13 protein-coding genes are annotated in these 14,514 nt (G+C 65.0%); 6 read left to right on the top strand and 7 right to left on the bottom strand.

The features are described 5' to 3' along the window. Positions 1–48: 48 nt before the first annotated feature. The 4 genes from AC1RRE_RS05430 to AC1RRE_RS05415 all read right to left on the bottom strand — a co-directional run bounded on the left by AC1RRE_RS05430 (position 49) and on the right by AC1RRE_RS05415 (position 2,633). Positions 49–237 carry a hypothetical protein gene (locus AC1RRE_RS05430; RefSeq protein WP_492980082.1) on the bottom strand — a complete coding sequence of 63 codons (189 nt, stop codon included), beginning with the start codon at positions 235–237 and terminating at the stop codon, positions 49–51. 148 nt (positions 238–385) lie between these two features. Beyond that, a complete protein-coding gene (locus AC1RRE_RS05425) occupies positions 386–766 on the bottom strand; it encodes a RidA family protein (protein WP_492980081.1) in 381 nt (126 codons plus the stop codon). 239 nt (positions 767–1,005) lie between these two features. Continuing rightward, entirely contained in the window at positions 1,006–1,449 is a 444-nt protein-coding gene (locus AC1RRE_RS05420; protein ID WP_492980080.1) for an acyl-CoA thioesterase, read from the bottom strand. Positions 1,450–1,466: 17 nt separating this feature from the next. Next, positions 1,467–2,633 carry an iron-containing alcohol dehydrogenase gene (locus tag AC1RRE_RS05415; protein WP_492980079.1) on the bottom strand — a complete coding sequence of 389 codons (1,167 nt, stop codon included), beginning with the start codon at positions 2,631–2,633 and terminating at the stop codon, positions 1,467–1,469. A 249-nt stretch (positions 2,634–2,882) separates the two neighbouring features. Between AC1RRE_RS05415 and AC1RRE_RS05410 the strand changes: the two genes are divergently transcribed. From AC1RRE_RS05410 to AC1RRE_RS05385, 6 genes are all read left to right on the top strand, one after another. After that, a complete protein-coding gene (locus AC1RRE_RS05410) occupies positions 2,883–4,073 on the top strand; it encodes an aspartate aminotransferase family protein (RefSeq protein WP_492980078.1) in 1,191 nt (396 codons plus the stop codon). After that, a complete protein-coding gene (gene argF / locus AC1RRE_RS05405; RefSeq protein WP_492980077.1) occupies positions 4,070–5,014 on the top strand; it encodes an ornithine carbamoyltransferase in 945 nt (314 codons plus the stop codon). The genes AC1RRE_RS05410 and argF overlap by 4 nt, the downstream gene beginning before the upstream one ends. A 32-nt stretch (positions 5,015–5,046) precedes the next feature. Next, positions 5,047–5,970, top strand: a complete 924-nt coding sequence (locus AC1RRE_RS05400) for an Hsp33 family molecular chaperone (RefSeq protein WP_492980076.1) — start codon at positions 5,047–5,049, stop codon at positions 5,968–5,970. A gap of 193 nt (positions 5,971–6,163) precedes the next feature. After that, on the top strand, positions 6,164–6,784 hold the full coding sequence (locus AC1RRE_RS05395) for a hypothetical protein (protein WP_492980075.1): 621 nt from the start codon (positions 6,164–6,166) through the stop codon (positions 6,782–6,784). Between the two features lie 203 nt (positions 6,785–6,987). Beyond that, on the top strand, positions 6,988–7,980 hold the full coding sequence (locus AC1RRE_RS05390; protein ID WP_492980074.1) for a 2-hydroxyacid dehydrogenase: 993 nt from the start codon (positions 6,988–6,990) through the stop codon (positions 7,978–7,980). Between the two features lie 79 nt (positions 7,981–8,059). Further along, positions 8,060–8,983 (top strand): pentapeptide repeat-containing protein, encoded by a 924-nt coding sequence (locus tag AC1RRE_RS05385; RefSeq protein ID WP_492980073.1) that lies wholly within the window; start codon positions 8,060–8,062, stop codon positions 8,981–8,983. Between the two features lie 74 nt (positions 8,984–9,057). Here AC1RRE_RS05385 and AC1RRE_RS05380 read toward each other — a convergent pair whose 3' ends face one another. The 3 genes from AC1RRE_RS05380 to AC1RRE_RS05370 all read right to left on the bottom strand — a co-directional run bounded on the left by AC1RRE_RS05380 (position 9,058) and on the right by AC1RRE_RS05370 (position 14,497). Then, positions 9,058–13,182, bottom strand: a complete 4,125-nt coding sequence (locus tag AC1RRE_RS05380) for an AAA family ATPase (RefSeq protein ID WP_492980072.1) — start codon at positions 13,180–13,182, stop codon at positions 9,058–9,060. A 57-nt stretch (positions 13,183–13,239) separates the two neighbouring features. Next, entirely contained in the window at positions 13,240–13,857 is a 618-nt protein-coding gene (locus AC1RRE_RS05375) for a DsbA family protein (RefSeq protein ID WP_492980071.1), read from the bottom strand. Between the two features lie 106 nt (positions 13,858–13,963). After that, a complete protein-coding gene (locus AC1RRE_RS05370) occupies positions 13,964–14,497 on the bottom strand; it encodes a DUF721 domain-containing protein (protein WP_492980070.1) in 534 nt (177 codons plus the stop codon). Positions 14,498–14,514: the final 17 nt, after the last annotated feature.

The raw sequence follows: 14,514 nt of genomic DNA, 5'->3' as shown, positions 1-14,514 counted from the left end.
TATTGTACAGTATATAGGATTAAAGTCAATTTCCGCGAGCGTCGGCGATTAACGCCGCTGCTGCACCGGCTGGGGCCAGACCAGCCACAGGCCGACCATGAACAGGGCCGCCCCGGCCCAGCCGGCCGTCACCCGGTCGCCCTCGGCAATCGCCACCCCGGCGATCACAGAGGCCAGCAGGCCGAGCACGATCACGGCCTTTGCACCCGGCATCGCCGGAAATTTCGTATCGAACATGCTTCCCATCCAACTCAGCGGCGTGCCGTCCGTCCTACGGGGGCGCGCCATGTCTGCCTCACACGCACTATGCACAAAGACGGAGAAGCGCGCTGCTAAATGTGCGGTAACCTTTGACGCAGGCTTACAGCCAAGCTGCGCTGCTGCTTCACGCCTCGGCAATCACCGCGATCGACACCTTCATGCCGGGAATGCGCACCGGCATTTTCGCACCCTGCCGCGCCGGCGGGTTGGCCGGAAACCATTTGACCCATTCCTCATTCATGCCGGCGAAATCCGCTTCCTCCAGAATGATCACCGTGGCGCTGACGACGCGATCCAGCGATGTGCCGGCCGCCTTGAGGATGGCGGAGATATTCTGCAGGCACTGCCGTGTCTGGTCCTGGATCGTGTCGCCGACGATTTTTCCAGTCGCCGGATCCTGCGGCGCGATGCCCGAGACGAAGACCAGGCCTGCGGCGCGCACGGCCTGGCTGTAGCTGGGCGGCGGCGACGGCGCGGCAGCGGTTCGAATGATCTCTCTGGTCACGATGGCCTCCGGCGTTGCGCGATATGCAGGCAACGCTAGAGCAGCGCCGCCGCCCGAGAAAGAGGCGACTCCGCGCCATCAGGCTTCACGTGCCCGTGAAGCACGCCATGCAGACGATACACCTCTCCCGTCATCCTCGGGCTTGTCCCAAGAATCCATCACAACCACCCGCGCATCGGAACGCACAGATGGACCCTCGGCCAAGATGATCTTCTTGGGTCCGAGGGTGACGAGTGAAGCTAGACCAGAATCTTCTCCAGCGCCGCGCGGATTTTCGCCGGAATCGGCACCGGCTTCTGCACGCCGCGTTCGACAAACACATGCACGAAATGCCCGGTTGCCGCGGGATGCGGGTCGCCCTCACGGAACAGCGCGATTTCGTGTTTTGCCGAGGAATTTCCCAGCTTCACCGTGCGCAGGCAGCCTTCCACCGTCTCAGGATAATTCAGCGACTTGTGGAAGCGGCAGCCGCTTTCCACCAGCAGGCCGATGATGGGGTCGCTGACCATGTCGAGCCCGCCGAAGCGGATCATGTAGTCATTCACCAGCGTGTCAAAATAGGCGTAATACTGCACGTTGTTGACATGCTGGTAGACGTCGATATCCGACAGCCGCGTCGGGATCAGCAGGCTGTGTTTGTAATCGGCGCGCGTCTCGGTGCGCGGATCTTTGACGTCGTTCATCGCTTACAGCTCACCACTCATAGGGCCTGCTCATAAATCTTCAGCGCGTCGTCATAGGCGACCTCGCGCGGATTGTTGATCAAGAGGCGCTGCTGGTTCATCGCGTCCTTGGCCAGCATCGGCAGATGGTTGTGGCTGATGCCGACCTGACGGAGCTGCTTTTCCAGCTCCACATCATCGATGATCGCCTCCAGCTCGGCCAGCAATGCACCGGCGCCGGCGGATGCGGAATTGAAACTCTTGCCCGGCAGCAGGATCGGGGCCAGTTCGGCATACTGCGCGGCAGCGGCCGGCACTTCGAGGTTGAAGCGCAGCACATGCGGCAGCATCAAGGCGTTGGAGAGGCCATGCGGCACATGGAAATGGCCGCCCACCGGATAGGCCAGCGCATGCACGGCCGCCACCGGCGCATTCGCGAATGACATGCCGGCCAGCATCGCACCCAGCAGCATCTCGGACCGCGCCGCACGATCCTTCATGCCTTCGGGCGTACACACCGTGCGGATATTCTTTGAAAGGAGACGCAGAGCCTCACGACCCAGCGCGTCCGACATCGCGTTCTTCTTGTTCTTCGACGTATAGGCCTCGATGGCATGCACCATGGCGTCCACGCCGGTCGCCGCCGTCACGCCCCGCGGCAGGCCCAGCGTGAGATCGGCGTCGAGCAGAGCGATGTCGGGCAACAGCAGCGGCGAGACCACGCCCTTCTTCTCGGATTCACCGGTCGTGATGATGGCGATGCCGGTGACTTCCGAGCCGGTGCCGGCCGTGGTCGGCACCTGGATCAACGGCAGGCGTTTGCCGCGCGCATTGCCGACGCCGTAAATCTCGGACAGCGGCTGCGTCGCCACCGGCAGGAAGGCCACCAGCTTGGCGATATCCATCGACGAGCCGCCACCGAAGCCGACCACGCCGTCGGCCTTGAAGTCTTTCGCGACCTGCACAGCCTCATGCACCAGCTTTTCCGGCGGATCGGCCTCGGTCTTGTCATAGATGGTGACGGCGATATTGGCGGCCTTCAGGCTGGCCAGGGCGGCCTCGGGCAGGCCCAGTTTCATGACGCCCGGATCGGTGACCAGCACCACCCGGCTGGACCCCAGTTCGGCCATCAGGGCGCCCAGCTTCGCGCTGGCGCCCGGCTCGCAATAGACCCGCCGCGTGGTCTCGAAACTGAGGGTCGTCATGACAGGCCTCCGGTTTTTCCCTTATGGGGCCAGAGATTAACACCGGGCCGAAAAGCCCTGCCAGCCTCGGACGCTACGGTAAGAGATGAGTAATCTGCCAATGTCAGGATGCATTCGCCGAATTGACATAAGCCCTTAAGCGCCCGTAGAGTCTGGCCTTACCGCCAGCCCGGCCGTGTAAAACCCGGGGCTGGCGTCTTATTTTCTGGGGTCCGGAATGATCCGGAACCCATTTCAGAGGAGCGTGTCGTGACCGAAGCATTGATGTCGACTTACGCAAGGACTGACCTTGCGTTCGAGCGGGGCGAGGGTTCCTACCTCTACACCGCCGACGGTCGACGTTATCTGGACTTCGGCTCCGGCATCGCGGTGACCGCCCTGGGTCACAGCCATCCCCATCTGGTGAAGGCGATCCAGGAGCAGGCGGCCAAGCTGTGGCACACCTCGAACCTGTTCCGGATTCCGGAGCAGGAGAAGCTGGCCGAGCGGCTGGTGGCGAACTCTTTCGCGGACAAGGCCTTCTTCTGCAACTCGGGCGCCGAGGCGAACGAGGGCGCGGTGAAGTGCGCGCGCAAGTATTTCGCCGTGAGCGGCAAGCCGGAGAAATACCGGATCATCACCTTCGAAGGCGCCTTCCACGGCCGCACGCTGGGCATGCTGGCGGCGACCAACAACGCCAAGTATCTCGAAGGCTTCGGCCCCAAGGTCGAAGGCTTTGACCAGGTCGCGTTCAGCCTGAAGGCGGCCAAGGATGCGATCACGCCGGAGACAGCGGCGATCATGATCGAACCGATCCAGGGCGAGAGCGGCATCCGTTCGGTTCCGACCGAGATGCTGCGTGGCCTGCGCCAGCTCTGCGACGAGCATGACCTGCTGCTGATCCTGGACGAAGTGCAGACCGGCATGGGCCGCACGGGCAAGCTGTTCGCCTATGAATGGTCGGGCATCACGCCAGACATCATCTCGCTGGCCAAGGGCCTGGGCGGTGGTTTCCCGGTTGGCGCCGTGCTGGCAACCGCCGAGGCGGCCAAGGGCATGACGCCCGGCACCCATGGCACCACCTTCGGCGGCAACATCATGGCGATGACGGCCGGCAATGCCGTGCTGGACGTGATGCTGGAAGACGGCTTCTTCGACGGCGTGCAGAAGCGGTCGAGCTATTTCATGCAGCAGCTCGTCATGCTGAAGGATCGCTATCCCGATGTGGTCGAGGATGTGCGCGGCCAGGGTTTCCTGATGGCCATCAAGACCAAGGTGCCGAACGCCGAGTTCCAGGCGACGCTGCGCGACGAGCATGTGCTGGGCGTGCTGGCCGGCGATAACACCCTGCGCCTGATTCCGCCGCTGACTGTGCCGGAAAAGGATATCGCCGAAGGCATCCGCCGGCTGGAAGCCGCCTGCCAGAAGCTGCAGGACAAGAGCAAGGCGGCCGCCGAATGATGAATGGCAGCCAGAACGGCATCCGTCACTTCCTCGATCTCGACCGCCTGCCGGCCGAGACGCTGCGCGGCATCCTGAGCCACGCGGCGCAGATGAAGGCCGGCCGTCGCGGGCTGCCCAAGGGCACCGTCGAGCCGACGCGGCCAGGCCGCGACCGGATTTTGGCGATGATCTTCGAGAAGCCCTCGACCCGCACGCGGTTGAGCTTTGACAGCGCCATGCGCCAGATCGGCGGCGAGACCATCGTGGTGCGCGCCGACGAACTGCAGATTGGCCGCGGCGAAAGCATCGCCGATACGGCGAAGATCCTGTCGGGCAATGTCGACGCCATCATGATGCGCACCAACAAGGCGCAGAATCTGGCTGAACTGGCCGCCAATGCATCGGTGCCGGTGATCAACGGCCTGACCGACGACAGCCATCCCTGCCAGGTGATGGCCGACGTGATGACCTTTGAAGAGCATCGCGGCCCGATCAAGGGCCGCAAGATCGCCTGGGTCGGCGACGGCAACAACATGGCGACGTCTCTGATCCATGCGGCCGTGCTGTTCGGTTTCCGCCTCGATCTCGCCTGCCCGCCGGAACTCAAGCCATCGCAGAAGGTGCTGGACTGGGCCGCCGAACGGCAGGGCCAGATTCGCGTCACCACCGATCCGGCCGAAGCCGTGGCCGATGCCGACTGCGTCATCACCGATACTTGGGTGTCGATGGGCCAGAAGGATGCCGACAAGCGCCATGCACTGCTGGCGCCCTATCAGGTCAACGCCGCCCTCATGGCCAAGGCTGGCAAGAACGCCATCTTCATGCACTGCCTGCCCGCCCATCGCGGCGAGGAAGTGACCGCCGAGGTGATCGACGGGCCACGCTCGGTGGTGTTCGACGAGGCGGAAAACCGCCTGCACGCGCAAAAGGCAATCCTGGCCTGGTGCTTCGGCGCCTAGGCTTGGGTCAAGCGCCGGATTATATTAGCGCCGTGAGCAGCATTCCTCTTCTTGATGACCTGTCCCTGCCGTTCCAGATCGAGCAGTGCGACACACGCGGACGTCTGGTGCGGCTGGGGCCGGCCATCGATCATCTTCTCGCGCGCCATGCCTACCCTGAACCGGTCGCACATCTGCTGGCCGAAGCGCTGGTGCTGGTCGCCACCATGGGCACGGCGCTGAAATTTGACGGCGTCTTCTCGCTGCAGGCCAAGGGCGACGGGCCGGTCTCCACGCTGCTGGCCGACTTCCGCACACCGGGCCATCTGCGCGGCTATGCCAGCTTTGATGCCGAACGGCTCGAAGGTCTTGAGCTCGGGCCGGGCGGCACATCGGCACTGGTGCCGCTGCTGCTGGGCAAGGGCTATCTCGCCTTCACCATCGATCCGAACAACGAAGACCTTGAACGCTATCAGGGCATCGTCGATCTTGCCGGATCATCCCTGGCCGACGCGGCCCATGCCTATTTCGCGCAGTCGGACCAGCTCAATGCGCGCGTGGTGCTGAGCGCTGCGCATCGCAAGGGCATCAACGGCAACCGCTACTGGCGCGCCGGCGGCGTGCTGCTGCAACAGCTGCCGCTGCAGCCGGGTGGGCTCTCGATGGAGGAACGCGGCTTCGCCTGGGAGAAAGTCACGGCGCTGCTCGGCACCACCAAGTCCGACGAACTGACCGATCCGGTGCTGAGCCAGAATGACCTGCTGTTCCGGCTGTTCCACGAGGATGGCGTGCGTGTCTTCGATGCAGCCCCGCTGGCCGACCGCTGCACCTGCTCCAAGGACAAGGTACGCGGCATCCTGACGACTTTCTCGGCCGAGGAAGTCTCCGACATGACGCAGCCAGACGGCCAGATCACCGTCACCTGCCAGTTCTGCAGCGAGCATTACAGCTTCCCCGCCGAGGCGGTCCGGGGTTAATTCCCGAAAGACTGGTTTACCGCGGCTGACGAAACCCAAGCTGCGCCGTTTCTCCCGCCGTCCGGTTCATGATCCCGCCACAGGCAGTCCATTAACGGATACGGTATTTTCCGCGACCGAATGTCTTGGCCGGGCCTTGAATTTGCCCTAATTCGCCGCCTATTTGAGGGCGGAAAACCAAGGAGAAACTCATATGCGCTCCCCCATTGCCACCGCTCGCGCCAAAGTCTTTTCAGCCCGTCTTTTTGCTGTCCTCGGATTGACCTTCGCCGTCGCCGCCTGCAGCGGCCCGCTGGAGAAATCCATTCTCCCCGAAATCACCTTCGCCGATCAGCCCAAGATCACCTTTGCCGCCAGCACCGTCGAGACCGTGCTGGAATACCAGCCGACCGCGCAGCCGCCGCATATCGAACTGGCGATTCCGCAGCCGCCGGCAAGCGTGGCCACCCGCTGGACGCGGGACCGCGTCGCGCTGGACAACAGCCAGCAGAACCGCGTCACCGTGGTGGTCCGGAAGGCCAGCGTCACCGAAACCGACCTGAAGAAGACCCCGGGCCTGCGCGGCAGCTTCACCGAAGACCAGATCGCCCGCTTCGACACCGAGGTCGAGATGGCCGTCGAGGTGCGCGATGCCCGCGGCTTCCGCGTCGGCGAGGCGACAGCCTCGGCCCGCCGCTCCACCTCGATGAGCGAAAAGGCCACGCTGAACGACCGCGACCGCATCATCCATGGCCTGGTGCGTGAAACCATGATGGATGTGAACCGCGAACTGGAACGCAACATTCGCCAGTATATGCCCCTGTATGCCCGTTAAATGGGCTTGAAGGTCAGGCAGGCGGCACGGCCTCCGGCTGCCGTTCGTACGCGAACGGAGGATTACCGGCGGTCAACCGAATGTCTAATCGGGGCCTGCCCTTAGGGTAGCTGTTTTCGGCCCGGTCGAGGTTTGTCTCGGCCGGGTCGATCTGCTAGAGAGGGCTCGAGAAAACCTCCCCCGTAGCGGAGTGGAAACGCCATATGCCGACGCCGAAAAAGCGCCCCCTGGTCATCGTGACCCGCAAGCTGCCGGATCCGATCGAAACCCGGATGATGGAGCTGTTCGACACGCGTCTGAACGTGGCGGACAAGCCGATGAGTCAGGCCGAGCTGATCGACGCGGCGAAGACCGCCGATGTGCTGGTGCCGACCATCACTGATCGCATCGACGGCTCGATCCTCGCCCATGCCGGTCCGAACTTCCGCCTGATCGCCAATTTCGGCACCGGCGTCGATCACATCGACCTCGCCGCCGCCCGCCAACGCGGCATCACCGTGACCAACACGCCCGGGGTGCTGACCGAAGACACCGCCGACATGACCATGGCGCTGATCCTGGCCGTGCCGCGCCGCCTGGTGGCGGGCGCGGCCGCCGTGCGCGACGGCAAGTGGGAAGGCTGGTCGCCGACCTGGATGCTGGGCCAGCGCATCTGGGGCAAGCGGCTCGGGATCATCGGCATGGGCCGCATCGGCCAGGCCGTCGCCCGCCGCGCGAAAGCCTTCGGCCTGTCGATCCACTACCACAACCGCAAGCGCGTGCATGAAAGCGTGGAGCAGGAACTGGAGGCGACCTACTGGGAAAGCCTCGACCAGATGCTCGCCCGCATGGACATCATCTCGGTGAACTGCCCGCATACGCCGGCCACCTTCCACCTGCTGTCCTCGCGCCGGCTCGACCTGCTGCCGCCGCATGCCTATGTGGTCAACACCGCGCGCGGCGAGATCATCGACGAGAACGCTCTGGTGCGAAAACTGCGCAAGGGCGAAGTCGCCGGCGCCGGCCTCGACGTGTTCGAACACGAGCCGGCGGTCAATCCGAAGCTGCTGGAGCTGGATAACGTCATCCTGCTGCCGCATATGGGCTCGGCCACCCTGGAAGGCCGCATCGACATGGGCGAGAAGGTGCTGATCAACATCAAGACCTTCGCTGATGGCCACGCCCCTCCCGATCGCGTGATCGCCGGCCTGCTCTGACCGAGTCGGCCTACCTTTTCTGTATACAAGATTCGCGGCGCTCCCTAGTCTCGGCCCACCGTTACGCCTGCCCGGACCCATGACACAGATCGCCTATTCCCGCGCGCCCGCCGATTTCCTCGACATGATCGCTGCTCATGGCCGCTATCTGCAGTCGCAGACCGGTGCCGTGCGCGTGGGCAAGCAGCTGCGTCTGGAGCGCGTCGATTTCGGCGCCATCAAGCTGCAGAAGAAGTTCATGAAGCAGGTGCATCTGCCGTTCTGCGGCTTCTCCTGCGCCGACCTGCGCGAAAGCGACTTCTCCGGCGCCGATCTCACCGGCTGCGATCTTTCGGCCGCCGACCTGACCAAGGCGGATTTCGCTCGCGCCAACCTGCGCGGCGCCGACCTGAGCCGCGCGGTGCTGACCGGCACCAACTTCGCCGAAGCCCATCTCGGCTACTATTCGGGCGAGAGCGGCAACCAGAATGCCAAGCTGAACGGCGCGGTGATCCAGGGCGCCAGCTTCGCCCGCGCGCAGATCCTCGGCGCCAATTTCGACAAGGCCAAACTCGAAACCGCCGACTTCTCGTTTGCCCGACTGGAGAATGTCAGCTTCAGGGGTGCCGACCTGCGCGGCGTGGAATTCGCCTTGGCCGATCTGGGCGAAGGCATGGCCGAGGCCATCGCGGCGGCCGGCGGCAAACTCGCCCCGCGCATGGAGCATGACGTGCTGCAGGAAATCATCGCCCAGCACGCACTGTGGATTGCCACCGACGGCAACCGCGGCATCCGGGCCGGCCTGCGCGGCGCCTATCTGGTCAACGCCTCGCTGGTCGATGTCGACCTGAGCGGCGCCGACCTGAGCCTCGCCAACCTGACCGGCTGCGACCTGACCGGTGCGCGGCTGATCTGCACGGACCTGCGCGGCACGAACCTGTCGCGCACCCGCGTAACCAATGCTGACTTCCGCGGCGCGCTGCTCGATGGCGCGCACGGCTTCATGCCGGTGGGCAGCCTGTAAGGCCGCATCGCTCATTCATCATGAAAAACGGCGCCATTCAAGGCGCCGTTTTCGTTTCAGGATATCCTGGTTGCTTACGCAATCGCCTGCAGTGTTTCCACGCCAGCGAGATCAACCGAGACCAGCGTCGAGACGCCGCGTTCGGCCATGGTGACGCCGAACAGGCGGTCCATGCGCGCCATGGTGATCGGATGGTGAGTGACCACCACGAAGCGTGTGCCCTCGCCCATATTCTGGGTCTGGCGCGCCATCGCTTCCATCAGGTTGCACAGCCGCTCGACATTGGCGTCGTCGAGCGGGGCGTCCACTTCGTCCAGCACGCAGATCGGCGCGGGATTGGTGAGGAACACGGCGAACAATAGCGACAGCGCAGTCAGGGCCTGCTCACCGCCCGAGAGCAGCGACATCACCTGCAGGCGCTTGCCCGGCGGGGATGCGTAGATTTCAAGACCGGCCTGCAGGGGGTCATCACTTTCCACCAACTGCAAGTGCGCCTTGCCGCCGCCGAAGACCTCGACGAACAGCTTCTGGAAATGGCTGTCGACCTTCTGGAAAGCCTCCAGCAGGCGCTCGCGTCCTTCCTTGTTCAGCGTGGTAATGCCCTGGCGCAGCTTCTCGATGGCGGTGACCAGATCGGTCTGCTCGGTGCTGAGCGCGGTGAGCTTCTCTTCCACCTCGTTGGATTCGAGCTCGGCGCGCAGGTTAACCGGGCCCATATTGTCGCGCTCCTTGCGCAGACGCTCGAGCTGGTTTTCCACCCGCGACAGTTCGGGGAAGTCTTCACCTTCGTCCACTTCGCCGGCCTTCAGCACCTGGTCGAGCGTGCAGTCGAGCACCTCGCGCACACGGATCGCCAGCTCGTCCATACTGACGCGCTGATGCTCCATGTCGGCTTCCGCCTTCACGCGCGCCTCGCGGCCGGTGCCGAGCAACTGCTCGATCTCACGTGCCGTGCGGGCGGCAAGCTGCTGCGCGGCTTCCGCATTGGCCAGATGATCGGCGGCTTCCTTGCGGTCCACCTCGGCCAGATCGATCTGCTGCTGCAGCGCGGCCTGACGGTCGCCCAGTTCCAGCGGGATCAGTTCCAGACGGGTCAGTTCGGTATCAGCCTCTTCGCGGCGGGCGGAGAGCTGGGCGATCTGGTGGCTGGCGCTCTGGTTGCGCGCATTGGCGGCGCGCATCTCGATGACGATGGCGTCCAGACGGCGACCACGGCTTTCGGACTCACGGCGGAGCTGTTCCAGCGTGGTGCGGGCATCGACCAGCGCCTGGCGCAGGGCATCGAGTTCGCCACGCACGGTGGCGATGAGCTGGCGCACCTCGTCTTCCGGCGGCAGGGCTTCCAGCGCCGCGCCATCGGCGCTGCGCACCTGCTCGGCCTCGGCGATCTCGGCTTCGGTCTGCTGCTTCTGTTCGGCCAGCGCGGTGAGCTGGGCCTGACGCTCGGCCTCCTTGCGCACGCCTTCGGCCTGGGCATCGCGGGCCTGACCCAGTTCGCGGTCGGCGCGGGCGATATCCTGGTTGGCCAGTTCGCGGGCGGTGTTGCGCTCGCGCTCGGCGGCCGTGATGCCTTGCGTCGCATGCTCGCGGGCGGTGTTGCGCTCACGCTCGGCCTGGGCGACGCCCTGGTTGGCCTGGTCGCGGGCGCCCTGACGCTCGCGCTCGGCCACGGCGACGGCCTGGCTGGCACGGTCGCGCGCTTCGGCGGCGGCGCGTTCAGCTGCCTGGACGACCTGCGACGCCTGATCGCGGGCCTCGGCGCGCGCCTGCTCGGCGGTCTGCACCACGGCAGCGGCCTGCTGGCGGGCGCGATTGCGCTCTTCTTCGGTGGCGGCGATGGCCTGACGGGCGGCGCGTTCGGCGGCAGCGGCGGCCTCCGTGGCCTGCTTGGCCTCTTCATAGGCGCGCTGGGCATCGGCCAGCTTGCCTTCGAGATCGCGCAGCTCCACGCGCAGATCGGCGAGACGATTGCGCTGCTCCAGCTTCACCGAGGCCGAGGTCGGCGCACCGGCCTTGACCGTGAAACCGTCCCAACGCCACAACGCGCCCGAGCGGGTGACCAGACGCTGGCCCAGCTTCAGGTCGGCCCGCAGGCGGGCACCATCGGCATCGTCGGACACGAGACCGATCTGGCTGAGGCGACGCTGCAGCGCCGCCGGCCCGGTGACATGACGCGACAACGGCTCGGCACCAAAGGGCAGCCCCGGCGCATCGGTGAGCGGCGGCAGCGCATCCCAGTGCATCGGCGCATTGGGATCGGTGGCGGCATTCAGTTCATCGGCCAGCGCCGCACCCAGCGCCTTCTCGAAGCCCGGCGCGACCTGAATCTGGTCGATCAGCGGCGCGAAGAGATTGCCTTCATCGATCTTCAGCAGCTTGGCCAGACCGGCCTCTTCCGCCTTCAGACGGGTGAGCTCGCCCTGCACGCCCTGCCAGGCATCACGCGACGCCTGCTCGGCCTGCGCCACACTGTTGCGTTGGGCCTCGGCTGATTCCTGACCGCGACGGGCGGCGGCGATCTTCTCGGCATGCTCGGCCTCGACAGCGTTGAGTCCGCTGCGGGCGGCTTCGATCTTCTGCGCATGCTCGCCTTCGACGGCGGTGAGCCCGGCGCGAGCCTGTTCGATCTTCTGCTCATGCTCAGAACCGGCCTGGGCCAGCACACTGCGCGCGGCCTCCACCTTCTGGCTGTGCTCGGCCTCGACGGCTTCAAGAGCCGCACGGGCCGCCTCGATCAGTCGAGCCTGCTCGGCTTCTACGGCTTCGTAGGCCTGACGCGCGGCATCGATCTTCTGCGCATGCTCGCCCTCGACCGTATCCAGCGCAGCGCGGGCGGTCTCCACGGCAGCCTGCTTGGTCTCGACCTCGGCATTGACGGCCTCGGCTTCAGCCAGCGATTCCGTCTGCGCCTGCAGGCGGGCTTCTTCCTGACCCAGTTCTTCCAGGCGGCCCTTGAGGCGCGCGAGGCGGCGTTCGCCGTCCTCGATGGCCTGACGCAGGCGGGCGCGGTTGGCCTGCTCCTGCGCGGCGCGATCGCTCAGGCGATCCAGCTCGCCCTGGCGCTCGCCCACCTTGCCTTCGGCCTCGGTGACAGCGGCTTCAGACGCAGCCTGGGTCTCGGCTTCGCCGGCGCGCTGCACCTGCAGTTCGGAGTCTTCCTCGGACAGGCGCGCGACGGTGGCCTGCGCATCTTCCGACAGCGCGGTTTCACGCGCGGTATCGGCATTGATCTGCTCCAGGCGCTGGCGCACCTGATCGGCAGCTTCCTGCGCGCGCTGCGCTTCGGCTTCCAGGCCTTCGCGGGCGACGACCAGACGATGCAGCTTGGCACCAGCCTCGGCCTCATGCTGGCGCAGCGGCGGCAGCGCCTCGGCGGCGATGCGCTCGGCCTCATGGGCTTCGGACACCTGCAGCGTGCGGTCGGCCACTTCACGCTCGGCCGCCTGCAGCGCCTGTTCGGCCTCGGCCAGGGCATGGCGCAGCGCGTCATGCTTGAGATGGAACAGGATCGCCTCGGTGCGGCGAATCTGGCCGGCGATATTGCGATAGCGGCTGGCCTGACGGGCCTGACGCTTCAGCGACTGCAACTGGTTGTCGAGCTGGCCGATCACATCGACCACGCGCTCCAGATTCTGCTCGGCGGCCTTGAGGCGCAGTTCGGCCTCATGACGACGCGAATGCAGGCCGGAAATGCCGGCCGCCTCTTCCAGCAGCATGCGGCGGTCGGTCGGCTTGGCGTTGATGATGGCGCCGACGCGGCCCTGGCTGACCATGGCCGGTGAATTGGCGCCGGACGCCAGATCGGCGAACAGCAGCTGCACGTCGCGCATGCGCACGTCGTTGCCGTTGATCTCGTAGTCCGAACCCTTCTCGCGCTCGATCTTGCGTGTGATCTCCACCGTCTCCATCTCGTTGAAGGCGGCGGGCGCGGTGCGCGTCTTGTTATCGAGGGTGAGCGTGACTTCTGCGATATTGCGGGCCGGCCGGGTGGCCGTGCCTGCAAAGATCATGTCGTCCATGCCCGTGCCACGCATGCGCTTGGCCGAGTTCTCGCCCATCACCCAGCGCAAGGCTTCCACAAGATTGGACTTGCCGCAGCCATTCGGACCGACAATGCCGGTCAGACCCGGATGGATTACAAAATCCGTCGGTTCGACGAAGGATTTGAAACCGGACAAGCGCAACTTCGTAAACTGCACGGGAACTCCCTTTCGATACTGTAGCGACTGGCGAAGATGACTTCGCCCCCTGCCCTCTTAAGGCTTCAGGGCGTCGAGCTTCTTGCGCAACTCTTCCATCGACGGCGCGCCGGCTTCGGCCTTGCCATTGATGATGAGAGTCGGCGTCGATGTGACGTTGAACTTCTGATTGCCTTCCAGGCGCGAATTCAGGATGTAGTCGCCCAGCGGCTTTTCAGCGAGGCACTTGTCGAACTGCTCCGACGAGACGCCGCCGAGACGACCGATCTGCACCAGCGCCGCCTTCGGATCGGGCGCAGCCGCCCACTGGCGCTGCTGCGCGAACAGCACGTTGAGGAAGGTGTAGTACTTCTCCGGCCCGCCACAGCGCGCCAGCACGGCAGCGCCAAAGGCGGCCTGGTCCAGCGGGAAATCGCGGAAGATCAGCTTCACCTTGCCGGTGTCGATGTATTCGGTCTTCAGCGTCGGCAGCACGTCGGTATGGAACCGCGCGCAATGCGGGCAGGTGAGCGAGGCGTATTCGATGATGGTGATCGGCGCATCGGCCTTGCCAAGCACGACGTCCTGCAGACGCGGATCACCACCTGGTGCTGTCCCCTGCGCATAGGCAGTGGCACCGAGGAAACCCGCAATCACAAATGACAGGGTCAGCATCAAACGCTGTATATATTTCATAGAGATACTCCGACCCCCTACATGTAGGGGGCATTCTATGTTGCACGATCCGGCCTGCAACCGGACTCTGCCTTTATCCACAAGAATCTGGCTGCCTCAAGGCAGCTCAGCGACTCGCACCCAGAAGTGATCGTCCAAGGTTCTCAAGGGCTTGGCGAAGCGCCTTGTCCTCGACTCCGGCCAGCATTTTCTCAAGCTGCGCGCGCTCGCCTGCCGTCAACGGCCGAGTCGTGCGCGCGGGCTTTTCCCGCGACTCGGACGGACGGATCGGCATCTGCTTGAGCCTGAGCCGTTCGACCGCGCGATAGCCGAAGTAACCGTTGATCTTTTCAATGATCAGCGGGCTCAAATGCTGCAGTTCCAGGGCGAAAGCCGGCGTGACGCCGATCTCCAGCGTGGCGGCATGGCCCGCGCCCGAGGCATAGATCATTTTTTCCGGTTGGGTTTCGACGCTGAGCAGCGGCCCGGCGATGGCTTTCCAGTTGTGGATCACCTCACCCAGCGCCGCGCCGCGCTGCTTCATCAGCGGACGCGTCAGACGGCCGAGCGAAAGCCCCAGCGCCTTGGGCGCATTGGTACGCCGCGTAAAATCCGGCTTTTCGGGCTTTTTCGGCTCAGGCTTCTTCGACTCGTCGACCATGGCGGCAGTCTACGCCG

The organism is Ferrovibrio sp. GW821-FHT12D07, assembly GCF_058807275.1.
Note: the sequence above shows the minus strand (reverse complement) of the source record. Positions and strands in the feature narration are given on the sequence as shown.